This is a genomic window from Streptomyces sp. NPDC006283 (genome assembly GCF_040613325.1).
GTDB lineage: Bacteria > Actinomycetota > Actinomycetes > Streptomycetales > Streptomycetaceae > Streptomyces.
This window is the reverse complement of the sequence record NZ_JBEXRZ010000219.1, coordinates 1-12,189: the sequence shown is the minus strand read 5'-3', so window position 1 is coordinate 12,189 and position 12,189 is coordinate 1. Positions and strand designations below refer to the sequence as shown.

Sequence of the window (12,189 nt, the reverse complement as noted above, 5' to 3'; positions counted from 1 at the left end):
GTCGCCGCACAGGGTGTCGTGCAGAAGCTGGTGTTCCAGCGCCTGGGTCACATCGCCATGGTTGTCGGCGGGTTGGCGAAGGCAGGGTACCCGCGCCTGGTGTTCACTGGTCGCCACGCTGGAACCGGAAGCATGTGCCGGCCGCTGACTGCCTTCCGCCGCACTGTAAGGCGGGCCGGTGAGGCTGTCGTGAGGGGTGCTATACACGGAGATCACCTCCAGGAGACGGCACTGCACTTGTGCGGCTCCGACCGGGTGAGGTACGGATTCGGGACGGGGATTCCACCCCTGACGACCCTGCTCCGCCCGCTTCCCGGCCTCGTGAGCAAGTCGTACTCAAAACTGATTTGATGCCCTTGTCGTCTTTCGTGCGCCCGGATGCGATGCGGACCGGTGAAGTTGTCGAGGTTGTCGGTCAAGCAGAGCGTCCGGGTCGGCCATTGGACGGGGGCGACGCGTGGCTGCCGTCTGGAGAGAGACGGGACGGCCGTGTTCACGTCGGTGCCGCGTAAGAACCAGCGGGCGAAGGGCGACTGCTACCTGCGGGGACTGAGCTCGACGGCCGCCGCGAGTCGATTCAGGCCATGGCTGCTCGGCTGCCGGACGGCAACGAACAGAACCTGCAGCAGTTCGTGAACCAGTCCACCTGGGGGCCCGATTCCCATGCAGTGGCGCATATGCGAACGCATGCTGCCGCTGATCAACCCGACGGCCTGGTTGATCGACGACGTATCGCTGCCCAAGGACGGAAGAATGTCGGTCGCCAGGGCTCCGCAGTACTGCGGAGCCCTGGGCAAACGCGCCAACTGCCAAGTCGCAGCCAGTGTCCACGCCGCCAGTGACACAGCCTCCTGCCCGCTGCAGTGGCGGCTCTTCCCGCCCAAGGAGTGGTTCCCCGGACACCATCCGCAGGAGCCTCACCCACGTCCCACCCCGAGGTCACGCACCGCGAGAAGTGGCGGCTGGCCCTGGACACGCTCGACACGTTGGGCCGGCTGGGCATGAGGCCGCCGGTCGTGGTAGCCGGCGCCACCTACGGCACCAACGCCCACCTGAGGGCCGCACTGTCCGACCGCGGAATTGAATACTCGGCCGTCCGCGCGGACGTCTGCGCCCAGCCGCTCGACGCCAAGCCCGTGCCCCTGGACCGCAACGGCCCCGTCGGCTGCTGGGCCCCAGCTACCGCCACCCCGCACCCTCGGTGGCCGCCCTTGCCGCCAGCCTCGGACAGAAGGCATTCACCTCCCTCACCTGGCGGCAGGGCTCGCGAGGAGAGTTACGTTCCCGCTTAGCAGCCGTGCGTGTCCGCCCCGCGAGCAAGGCCGTCGACCGTCCGAACCGGGCCGCTGCCTCGGCTGAGCAGGGCTGGTGAGACGCGGTCCTTCCCGACTGCTGGCTGCTGGTCGAGTGGCCCGACGACGCCGAGGCTCTCACCGACTACTGGCTGTCCAACCTGCCGGACGACACCCCGATCGCCGACCTGGTCCGCCTGGCCAAGGCCCGCTGGCGCATCGAGCACGACTACCGCGAACTCAAGCACGGCCTGGGCCTGGACCACTTCGAAGGCCGTTCCTGGCCCGCTGGCAACATCACGTCACCCTCGTCACCGCAGCCGAGATGTTTCTTATCGAACAGCGTCTGACCCCGAAGCTCCCGCACCGGGCTCACCCTCTACCAAACCTTCGACGTGCTCCAGGACGTCCTGAGGCGCTGGACGGCACCTGCACTACTTGCCAACAATCCATGCCCAACAGGCCACACACGACATCAAGATCGAGACAGGCCAGTCCGTGACTGCAGCGCCCCCCCAACCAACCGGCTGCAGTAACCGGACAGGTGCACTTCGCAGCGCCCGCAGCCGACGGGCGGGCCCGGTGCGCCCCGACCAGCAGGTAGGACAGACCCCGCTGGCAAAGGTCCAAACGGGCCACCTCGCCCCGTGACATCAGCCACACGGACGTTCGGCCCTACGTCGCTGAATAGTAGATGTCACGTTGGCGATATAGCAAAACTTGTCCGCCTTAATGCAGACATGCTCCCGAGGGCGTGGCCGCATTCGGTCCGCTCGTCGCTTTCTGCCCGTTTGGCGTACGGGCAAGGCTTCCTGGCGGAGAATCGGAAAAACTCCGCACCCCCGGAAGCCGGGCCAGCACGTCTGTGCGCCGATTTCAAGAGTCCCCAGGTCTACGAATCAAGGTAGTATTTGGCTCGTTTGCCCTGCCCTGGCGGCGGTTCCAAGAATGGCGACATAACACGGCTCCGCAGTTGCTGGTGGGGAGCCCAGGACCGCGCTCGCTGAATCCAACCCGCTGGGGCATGACCCGACTCAACGCCGGCAAGCGTGGGGCGGTGACCATGTGTTGGGTGCGGTGCGGAATGAGATATACCAAAGAGAAGGAGTGAAAAGTGATGGATGCTAACTCCACTCACCGTCGCACTCATGGCCAACACCGTAAGGTGCCTTCGTCTCACTAGTGGATGCGTAATGCCGCTGCCATGACGCTCACTGTCCGTGTCGCGGTATGGAGGCAACGGCCAGGGTAGGAAACGGTTGTCAAATGACAGGCGGTAGGCCTGCGCGAATTACAGGAGCGATGGGCGCGAGGCTTCTAGTGCTAGCGAATGGTCATTTTATTACCGAATGTGTTTGGCTGGAGAGCCGTATCCCATTGCAGACAGGGAAGGTTCTTTGGCACATAGGTCAGCATCCCGAGGTCGTCAATGGACCAACTACCATCAGTATCTCGCTGGTCGGGTCCTCGCGGCAGCGGCAAGAGCGCGATGCTGCGCATGTGAAGAAGCCGCAGGAGGCTGGCTTCGGTGGAGCGAGCGAGTCGCAGCCGACGTAGGTGGGACAGAAACAGCAGTCCGGGAGCGGCGCGGCAACCCGGCACGGGCTTGTTCGCAGCAGGGACTGCCAGGTGGTTCGCCGCAGGCCGCGTCCCCGAACGCTGCGGGCGCCCAAGGCCAACGGGTCTGGGAGCTTCTTCCATCGGTACCACCACGCCGACGGCCACGTCTGCCGCGGGCGGAACTACTGCAGCGCCGACTGCGGACGGCGCCAGCGCCCGTAACGCACAGCCACGCCGTCGGCTGTGGTTATGCCTGATCCGGCAGTCGCAGCAGGCCAGCCAAGCCAGCAGCAGGCTGAGCCCTCCGCAGCTGCTGGGGTACGACTTCACCAGCCACTGACGTGCAGAGCCAGGACGGGCTGGGTAGTTCTCCTGCTGGGACCAGCCTACCCACGGTCGCGTCCGGTGCCGGCGGCACCGCTGCCGCGTCGGCCTGGCAGCCAGTACGCGGACCAACTGGGCGAGTCATTACAACAACGAGACCGTAGCCACAGGTGGCTCGGCCACAGCAGACCAGCACGGCCAGCAGTCTGCGGCACCGGCTGACCACCAGACCACTGCCGACGGCACACCGGTCACGGATTACAGCGACTACAACAGCGGCAACACCGAGAGCGCGGGCTCCAGCTCGGAGTGGTGTCATCCCACCGTATGAGCCGCACTCGGCCGCTACTTCTCAGGGGTTCGTGTGAACAGCCATCTGGGGGGACCTTTGGGATCTTGGTGGGCAGGAGGATGAGAGCACTCCTCTGGGCCGGCGTTACCGGGCTGCGGAGAAAGCACAGACAAGCGGTCCTGCCATCGACTGGGCCGAGGCGAAAGAGGTTGATATGAAGTATGGCAAGGTGCTCGAGTTCGAGGAGTACGTCCGCACGCGGCAGGAGGCGCTGCTGCGCAGCGCACGGCAACTCGTCCCCGACCCGATGGACGCCCAGGACCTGCTGCAGACGGCGCTGGTGCGGACCTACAGCCGCTGGGACGGCATCGCCGACAAGTCCCTCGCTGACGCCTATCTGCGCCGTGTCATGATCAACACACGAACGGAGCGGTGGCGGGCCCGCAAGTTCGAAGAGGTCCCCCTCGAACAGCTGCCGGACGCCGGCACCGAGGACTTCACCGAGCAGCACGCCGACCGAGTCTTACTCATGGAGGTCTTGAAGGTTCTGACGCCCAAGCAGCGCAGCGTGGTCGTGCTGCGATATTGGGGAGAGCTGAGCACCAAGGAGACGGCCACCGCCCTCGGTTTAGCGATAGGCACCGTGAAGAGCACGCTGCACCGGGCACTGACCCGGCTCCGCCAGGAGCTGGAGAGCCAGGAGCGGATTCTTCAGTACACGCCCTCCCCTTGTGTGGCACGAGGACAGGCAGCCTGACCGCACCTCTCCGTGAGATGAAGTTGACCTCGCCGTTTCGCTTTCGGTGAATGATGGCGGCAGGTCGCGGCCCGAGTGTCGTCTCGGGTGGGAGCCGGTTTCCACTGCTCCGATAGGGGCGCTCTTCGCATGGGCGGATGAACTGCTGGTCAGCCGGGGTAGGGTGCGAGCCGTGGGCCGCGAGGCGGAGGATGGGCGCCGGGCGGTGGTGACGAGTTGGGTGGCTGGGAAGAAGAGGCGAGCCGAAGACGAGTTTCCTGAGCCAGGCTTTGCCGGTCGGGGCGAGGATGGGTCCAGGCCAGCAGGTCGAGGGCGAGCTGGCTCCAGCCAGACCTTGTTCTGCGCGGTGTCGTGCAGCTGCAGGCTGCGCAGTCCCGTTGCACGGTCGGCGGCCCGGGCCCGCAGCCGGTGACGGAGTTCGAGTTCGGCGATGGAAGGGCTGGCGGGTGTTGGTGGCGAAGCAGTTGATCCGCATGCCGTCGGCGTCGGTGACCTCAATTGTGCTCCGGAATGCGGCCGTTCCCTGCGGACGATCAGCCGCATGCCCGTCGGCCAGCCCGCGAGGAGGTCGCCGGGTGAGTTCGGCGACCCAGGCCCCGTCGCGGACTCACCGCCGGACTCGCTGGCCGAGGTCCATGCCGATGCTGGGAGGTCTCTATTCACGGGGGTTCACTAACGAGCTCGTGCACGTTAAGCGGTGAGTTGTCGAGCCCGTGATGGTTGATCATGGTCGGGTGGTGGGGAACGCGACTCGAGCAGCGATCATCAGCAACCGGCGGATCACGGGCCTGACGGGCGGAGTGATTGCTGAACTCGTCGCGGAGATCGGGCCGTTGTGGCATGAGCGTCACGAGGCCAGGCTTGCTTCCCGACCGCGGAAGCGGGCCGTGGGCGGCGGTGCGAAACACCGCCTGGTGTTCGTCGACCGCCTGCTGACCACCCTGGTCCACCTTCGTCACGGGGTTACCCACGATGTGCTGGCCTGCTGGTTCGGCGTGGACCGCTCCACCATCACCCGGGCCATCAACGAGATGCGGCCCCTGCTCGCCGAGCGCGGGTGCACTGTCAGCTCCGACGTGCGGCTGCGAACCCTGGCCGAGGTCGTCGACCACCTCGGCTCGACCGGGACGATCGGAATCATCGACGGCACAGAGATCCGGGTTCGGCGGGCCCGCCGCCAGACGCAAGGACCGCGACAAGTTCATCTCCGGCAAGAACAAGCAGAATGCCGTCAAGGCCATGGTGGTCACGGACGGCGAGGGCCGCGTGCTGTGGTGCAGCCCGACCCGTCCCGCAAGCTGCGCAGACATCACGCACGCCCGCCAGTTAGGGCTTGTCAAGCTTTTGGCCAGCGGGCCTGCGATCGAGATCCTCGCCGATGCCAGCTACCAGGGGCTGGGCGCCCAGACCGGTGGCCGGGTGGTGACACCGCCGCACCGCAAGTTCAAGAAGAACGCTCCGGACTGGTACGAGGAGATGTACGAGTGCCAGCGCAAGGCACACTCTTCGCGCCGTATCCGGGTCGAGCACGGCATCGCGCATCTGAAGAACTGGCGAGCCCTGGCCCGTCACCTCGGGCGCCGAGAAAGTTGCTTATGCGAGCCCACCAGTCGGGGGAGCACGCTCCGCGCGCCCACCCACGGGCCCTCACGGCCCCTGGGGGGTCACTCGGTCTGGCGAGCGTTGACTCCCTCAAATACCAGTGACATCAGCCACACCGGCACTTGCTGAATAGTAGACAAGGCGTTGGCGAGATACGAGGCGTGTCCGTATTAGTACTGACATGCCCCATGTAGGGATTGGCGGCATCGGCCCGCTCGTCACTTTCGCCCATTCGGCATGAAAAATAAGGCTTCTGATGACGCATCAAGAGTTTCGTGCTCAACGAATCCGGGCTAGCGCAACCTGTGCGCCCATTCAGTGGTGCGCCAGTCCTACGAATCAACGTAGTACTGGCGCTCGTTTGCGCTTCCCTCGAAAGTAGTTCTAAGAATGGCGGCGTAACGCGTCTTCAACTTGCAGGAGGAATGAAGTGACGGCACGTCACAAGAAGGTGAAAGAGCTGACACCACTGCAGAAACGAGTGCTGAAGGTGGGTGCGCTGACCCCCGTTTCTGCCGGCTTCGTTTTAACTGCCGCTTCGGGCGCTTTCGCCGCCTGTCCCGGATCGCAGACGCAGTCACAGCAGCAGACGCTGGCAACCACCCAGCAGAGCACACAGTCAGGCTCAAACTCCACCGGAGCTTCGCGCCAGCAGGAATGGCACGGCCAGCAGGGCGATTGGCAGGGAGACTTCGGGCTGGATGGCAAGGGCCGCTGGCAAGGGCAGTGGACTTTGGTGAACGGCGGGCAGAACCCGGTCAGGGTCACCACCGATTCGTCAAACCAGCGGGAATGGCATGGTCGGCAGGGGGACTGGCAGGGCGACTGGCGCTTGGATGACAAGGGTCAGTGGCAGGGACAGTGGACGCCGGTACAGAGGCAGCAGAGCACGCAGCAAGGTGACCAGCAGACCGGCCAGCAGAGTGACCAGAAGAATGGGCGTCAGCCCGGTCAGCAGGGTGACCAGCAGACCACGGCACCTACCGCCAACGCTGCCGTGGACCGGATACTCCAGCTCGTCAACCAGGAGCGGGCGAAGGCCGGCCTCAGCCCCATGACCCTCAACCCGTTGCTGAGCCGCGCCGCCCAGGGCCACTCGGACGAGATGGCCCGCACCGGCATCTACAGGCACACTGGTCCCGATGGCTCGTCGCCCGGTGACCGCATCAAGCAGGCGGGCTACAGCTCGTCCATGTGGGCTGAGAACATACACCACCGCAAGGATAGCCCCGAGATCATCATGGCCGACTGGATGAAGAGCCCGGGCCACCGGGCGAACATCCTCAATGCCAACCTCAAAGAAATCGGCATCGGCATGGATGCCAGCGGCTCCTACTGGACCCAGAACTTCGGGGCTCGCCGCTAAACGCCGTTATGGCGTGATCGTTCGTTGAAACGATGCATGACGGATCTGGTTGAGTGGCTTGTGCCGGACGAGTTGTGGGTGCTGTTCCGGCGGGCCGCCGATAGACGTGAAGCGTCCACAGAGCCGGGTCCGGCGGCGGGCGGCTAATGGTCAGGGCGTGGGCAACGCCGTGTGCGGCTTGCTCGCGCCCTGCCTGTGACAGCAGGCCATGGTCCCAGCGCCGCTAACGTCCAAGCTGGCGTGAAGACCATCTCGCGTGTCTTGCATGGCGTGTGGCCGCTGCTGCTCGCCGCGCTACTGACCGCGGTGCCCGGCATCATCGCCGTCGCCGCCCTCGCCGCTGTACTGGCGCACGTGGGCTTCAAGCTCCTACCGCTAGCAAAGCAGACCCCACTGTGGCGTGGGCACCGTGGCGAGTTGGGTGATCGTCATGGTGACGGCGGTCTACATCGTCACAGTGTGGCCCAGGTAAAGACTGACCACTTCATGGGCCTCGTCCACGAAGTACGGATCGGTCGACAGCTTGATGGTTTCCGGCCAGTGCGGTGCAGTCCGAACGCACGCCAGATCCGCGACACCGACGACTGCGGGTACACGGTAGGACAGATGGGTGAGTGAAGGCTGGAGATGGATCACAATCGGCGCGACCGCGACCGGCGGGCGGAACAACAGAAGAAGGAACGACGGCTCGATTTGAACGCTCCGCAGGTCGCGGGCAGTGCGCTTGCGGCGGTCGCGGCCGCAGTGCTCGCTTCCCGGCTCGGCGTCTACGGAACAATCATCGGCGCGGGTGTCGTCAGTGTCGTGGCGACGTGTGGGGACACCCTCTTCCAGCACCTGTTCCGGCGAACCGGTGAACGGATACGCGTAGTGGCCGTCCAGGCGCGGCCCACGACCCGTCAGGTGCACTTCGGTTCGGCGCGGCCGGATCTCGTGCAGGAGGAGTTCGGCGATGCGACGACCCATGGCACTCGTATCCGCGGCGGCAAGCGCTCTGCGCTGGTCGCCGCCAGTGTCTTCGCCGTGGCGATGACCGGCATCACCGGATACGAACTCGCCGTCGGCCAGGAGCTTGGCGGTGGCGCGGGCACGACGGTCGGATCCGCCATCCGCGGGAGCGACAATGACAAATCCACGCCACCGAAGCCCTCTTCGGACGACACCCCGCAGCAGAATCGAAACGGCGGGCCGGCCGCGACTCCGGACAGCGGCTCCGGAGCTGGCGGGCCGGACAGAAATACTGGCCGCCGGGACGGAATCGGCCAAGGCCGCGACACCGATTCCGGTAAGGACGGCGGCCGGGGAGACTCGGCGGCGCCTGAACCGTCCACCAACCCCTCACCGTCCTCCATCGGCGAGGACCCCGCTCCGGGGCCGGCCTCCACCCCCGTACCAGCCCCCTCCACCCCCGTACCGGCCCCCTCCACCCCCGTACCGGCCCCCTCCGCGCCCAGCGGCGCGGCCGCTCCCTAGCCCCGTTCGCCGGTGGTTGATCAGGACTGGGGCAAGCGGATTTGTGTGACTTCGATGCCGATCGAGGAGGTGGAGTTGGACGCCCCATGTGATCGGCAAGGGCGGGTGGGTCGGCCACGTTCCCGATCTGACAGGTTGAGCTCGCCGAGGTGATAGAGGATCATCGGCCTATGCCGTACCCGGCGCTTGCCCGGTAGAGTCCGGCCATGGTTTGCTCCGGTCTCAGACTCTGAGCTGGTTCAGTGTGGCCACTGATCGGGTGATGGCGGAGTGTCCGTAACGGGCGAGGCCCTCGGGTTGTTGAGCGGGATGTCTGATGTCCGCAGCTTTTCAACTCGGGGGCTTGGTTGGTTCCTTATTCTGCTGTACTCGATGTCCCGCATGCCCTCGTAGAGTGGCTGACGATGCTGATCGTCAGCCGGGGGTGACCGAAGGTGCAAGCTGTCGCCGTCCCAGCGGGCCATGGTCGCACTGGTGCTGGACCAGGCCGAGGCGATGCCTTTCTTGACAAAGCCGGTGTCGTCGATGACGAGCGCCCCTCCGTCCTGGCCGAGCCGGCTCAGCAACGTAGGAGGAGACGGACATCGTCCGGCACCGAGTTCGCCCTGTTCAGCAGGCGCTGGAGGCCATCGGGAGTGCGGCGGCCCGCAACTGCAACCCAGCGACTCGGGCCGCCGCCCGAGCCGGGCCGAACCCCGATGGCGACGATGCCGTATCAAATCCACCCGGCCACAACGAAGGACGTCATTCCGCGCCAGGAGTCGGGCGTGAACATCAGCAGCGGCCAGGTCCAGAACGAGCCCAAGTACCCGCTCCACAGCAGGACCACAGGCATCACACCGGTGTGGGTGGGGGTTATTCGGGCTCTTTGGTCGCGCGCGCCACGTGCCCGTAGCTCCCAGCCGTACCCCAATCTGACCGCGGCTCGTTGGAACCGGATCATCGCCACTTGTGCTCGTTTTTGCACCCCGTCCTTGTGGATAAGGGCTACCTGGGCGCCGGCGACACCATTGCCGTCGGCCCGGCAAGGTACCTCACGATCAAGAGAATCCGTCAGCCGGGCACCCGCCCGCCTCCGCTTCCAGGTCGAGCGGACGAGGTTCGGTGAGGACCTGTAGCCCATCCAGAACACCTCGTCGCCCTTGGCGGTCCAGCGGGCATCGGGGTCGTAGGGCGAGGCCAGGCGCAGATGGGCGGGCGGGATGCCCCCTCGTCGGCCTCCCGCTTCTTGATCACCTCCCGCCCCCGGGTATCGGTGTGGGCGTCGTACGTCTGCACGAGGACCTGCCGCAGCAACCGCACGGCCTCGATCTCGCGGATCCGCACCGGAGCTCCGCAGCTGGCGGCCCGGCACAACGCGAGGCCGTCCTGGGCGGACACCACCGCGAGCCGTTCGCTTTTGGTCTTCGACGACGGCATGGTCCAGCCGTTGACGCGTGGCCCTAGCGGTGGGCAAACTCTGCGACGTCGATCCGGACCGCAAGCCAGCCGGGAGCCGCCACCGCCAGGGCCTCCAGGGCGGCCCGCACGCTCTCCCCGGCCAGCTCTAACCGGTTCAGGTACGATCCGCCCTGATCACACGCGCGGAGTCGGTGCGTTGCCTGCCCTCGGCACCGATCAGTCCAGCGCCCTTGCGGTGCTCCAGCAGCCGGTCGAAGACCACCTCTCATCCCGTGCCCGGCCAGCCGGTGCGGAACCTGCTGAGCACACTCGCGTCGAAGGCGGTATCGCCCAGGTCCGCCCCGAGCGCGCGTACTTCCAGTCGATCGCCCGTATCCATCGCCCGCGATCTGCCGGTCGGTCAGGTCTTCGACGCATTGCAACACCGTGACCAGCGACAACGCAGCCCGGAGACAGCCCCCTGAGCACCGCACACCCCGAACGCCTCGGCGAACGGATCGTCGCGAAAATCTCCGCGAGCCGGTCCCTCACCCGTATCGCCAAGCTGCCCATCGGGAACGCCGCCCGGGTCACCGCCACGGTTCGCTCCGGGATCTGTGGCAAGCCCTTCCGCTGCATCGACAGCCACACCACGTCCGCGGCCGCAGGACAGACAACGCCCCGCACAAGCGATCATCTCGTCAACCGGCAACCCACGCAGGAAATTGAACAGCAGGGTCTTTGCGTTTCACGATGCGGCGGTAACTGGGTGTCGAGGTCAGCGCGTCTCACCTTGCGAGAATGCAACAGCTCTGCCCTGGACTTCCGGCGACGCGGCCGCGGCGCGCTGTTGCGTTGCCGGTCCTGTCGAAAAGGTCGGGCGGGAATTGCCTAGTGTTCTTGGGCGCCTGCCGCGGGTGGGACGTGGGCCTCCCCTGCTATGTCGTTCCCAACCTCCGAGCCCGCCCCAGATTCCATCGGTGATGCCTTCACGGAGTGCCATACGGAAGCAGGGGTCGATGACGGTGCATGTTCGGCAGATCCCTTTGGCCAGCCTGTCCCAGCCGGGCCTGCCGTTTCCGTGGGACGGGAAGAAAACATCTGGGTCGACATCCGGAGCTGCGCATGCTGCTTCCCTCTGCCACCTGCTGTCCGATGATTCGGTCATTCGCGATCCTGTAATACTGAAGGCTGACCATGGCTGTCGGGGATACGCGGTGGGCGCCACGGCCTGTCCTTGACGGGATACGGTGAGCCTGCGGATTCCTGGTCTGCAGGAGCGTGGTTGTGTGTCGTGCGCTCCACTCTGAGCGTTGTCAGATAACAGGTCTTGGTGCAGAAGCAGGATGCGCGCCCCGTGCCGGTACGGGCGTACTCTTTGCCGCAGTGCAGGCAGGCAGATGGCGGCTCTGAGGATCTAAGACCGAGCATGTCAAGGGGTAGAGTGTAGTCCTCTGTTCCCAGCGCTTTGGCGGCGGCTGTCTTTCTGGCTGCTTCAATGACATATCCCGAGATTTTCTCCAGTTGAAAGTCGTGCGTGGTATTCACGAAGTTTTGGTTTGATTTGTGTACCATCGCGGGAGCATTCCCTTGCTGATAATGGAACAGAGACCGCCAGCCGCTGCGTCTTGTATTCGTGCGAGGCGCCGAACGAGCGCACAGAAGCAGTGCGTTCGCTATGTCACATTGTGCTGTAGATGAAGCAAACGCATGAGTAGCGTCTACTTACAGGAACGAGTAAGGGTGGCATGACGGCTAGCTGGGGGCGGCCTGGCCGACTGCCAGCCGAGCTGTGGCAGCGCCACGCTCGCGGGCCGTGGTTTCGCGGCTCTATTCGCTGTTGTCCAGGACGGTGTCGCCGCCGTGGGTGGCTGCGGCCATGTGAAGTGAGGCGACGACGAGTTCAGCATCGTGCCGGGCGGCCCATCGCGTAGCCGAGCAGGCGGAGAGAGAGCAGATCGATCACCGTGGCCAGGTAGAGCTTGCCGTCGCTCGTGACGATATCGGTCATGTCTCCAGCCCACATCTGGTCAGCAGCATCGGCGCTGAAGTTCCGCGGGTCCAAGCACCGCACGGTCGTTAAGACCGGCACGGTTTCCCTGCATGGCAACCGCTACCAGGTCGACCCGGCAACTGGTCGGCC

Annotated in this window: 6 protein-coding genes and 5 pseudogenes; 9 read left to right on the top strand and 2 right to left on the bottom strand. The window is 65.4% G+C overall.

Translation table 11 applies throughout. From position 1 onward, the window contains the following. Nucleotides 1-584: 584 nt before the first annotated feature. From ABZ070_RS30455 to ABZ070_RS30445, 3 genes and pseudogenes are all read left to right on the top strand, one after another. Nucleotides 585-1,005: pseudogene (locus ABZ070_RS30455) on the top strand (transposase). Beyond that, nucleotides 888-1,292: a transposase gene (locus ABZ070_RS30450; protein ID WP_356638556.1), complete on the top strand. Its 405-nt coding sequence runs from the start codon at nucleotides 888-890 to the stop codon at nucleotides 1,290-1,292. The pseudogene ABZ070_RS30455 and the gene ABZ070_RS30450 overlap by 118 nt, the downstream one beginning before the upstream one ends. A 2,390-nt stretch (nucleotides 1,293-3,682) precedes the next feature. Then, nucleotides 3,683-4,225, top strand: coding sequence for a SigE family RNA polymerase sigma factor (locus tag ABZ070_RS30445; protein WP_356638555.1), 543 nt, complete (start codon nucleotides 3,683-3,685; stop codon nucleotides 4,223-4,225). Between the two features lie 293 nt (nucleotides 4,226-4,518). Here ABZ070_RS30445 and ABZ070_RS30440 read toward each other — a convergent pair. Further along, a pseudogene (locus ABZ070_RS30440) lies at nucleotides 4,519-4,829 on the bottom strand (IS1380 family transposase); the annotation flags it as partial. A 112-nt stretch (nucleotides 4,830-4,941) separates the two neighbouring features. Between ABZ070_RS30440 and ABZ070_RS30435 the strand changes: the two are divergent. From ABZ070_RS30435 to ABZ070_RS30410, 6 genes and pseudogenes are all read left to right on the top strand, one after another. Further along, nucleotides 4,942-5,226: pseudogene (locus tag ABZ070_RS30435) on the top strand (transposase family protein); the annotation flags it as partial. Nucleotides 5,227-5,464: 238 nt separating this feature from the next. Then, on the top strand, nucleotides 5,465-5,956 hold the full coding sequence (locus ABZ070_RS30430; RefSeq protein WP_356638554.1) for a transposase family protein: 492 nt from the start codon (nucleotides 5,465-5,467) through the stop codon (nucleotides 5,954-5,956). 301 nt (nucleotides 5,957-6,257) lie between these two features. Continuing rightward, nucleotides 6,258-7,193: a CAP domain-containing protein gene (locus ABZ070_RS30425; RefSeq protein ID WP_356638553.1), complete on the top strand. Its 936-nt coding sequence runs from the start codon at nucleotides 6,258-6,260 to the stop codon at nucleotides 7,191-7,193. A gap of 171 nt (nucleotides 7,194-7,364) precedes the next feature. Next, nucleotides 7,365-7,550: pseudogene (locus ABZ070_RS30420) on the top strand (SulP family inorganic anion transporter); the annotation flags it as partial. A 270-nt stretch (nucleotides 7,551-7,820) separates the two neighbouring features. Beyond that, nucleotides 7,821-8,666 carry a hypothetical protein gene (locus ABZ070_RS30415; protein WP_356638552.1) on the top strand — a complete coding sequence of 282 codons (846 nt, stop codon included), beginning with the start codon at nucleotides 7,821-7,823 and terminating at the stop codon, nucleotides 8,664-8,666. Nucleotides 8,667-9,013: 347 nt separating this feature from the next. Then, nucleotides 9,014-9,143 (top strand): annotated as a pseudogene (locus ABZ070_RS30410) (IS5/IS1182 family transposase); the annotation flags it as partial. 1,681 nt (nucleotides 9,144-10,824) lie between these two features. On the opposite strand, the gene ABZ070_RS30405 reads toward ABZ070_RS30410, so the two are convergent. Next, on the bottom strand, nucleotides 10,825-11,214 hold the full coding sequence (locus tag ABZ070_RS30405; protein ID WP_356638551.1) for a WhiB family transcriptional regulator: 390 nt from the start codon (nucleotides 11,212-11,214) through the stop codon (nucleotides 10,825-10,827). Nucleotides 11,215-12,189: the final 975 nt, after the last annotated feature.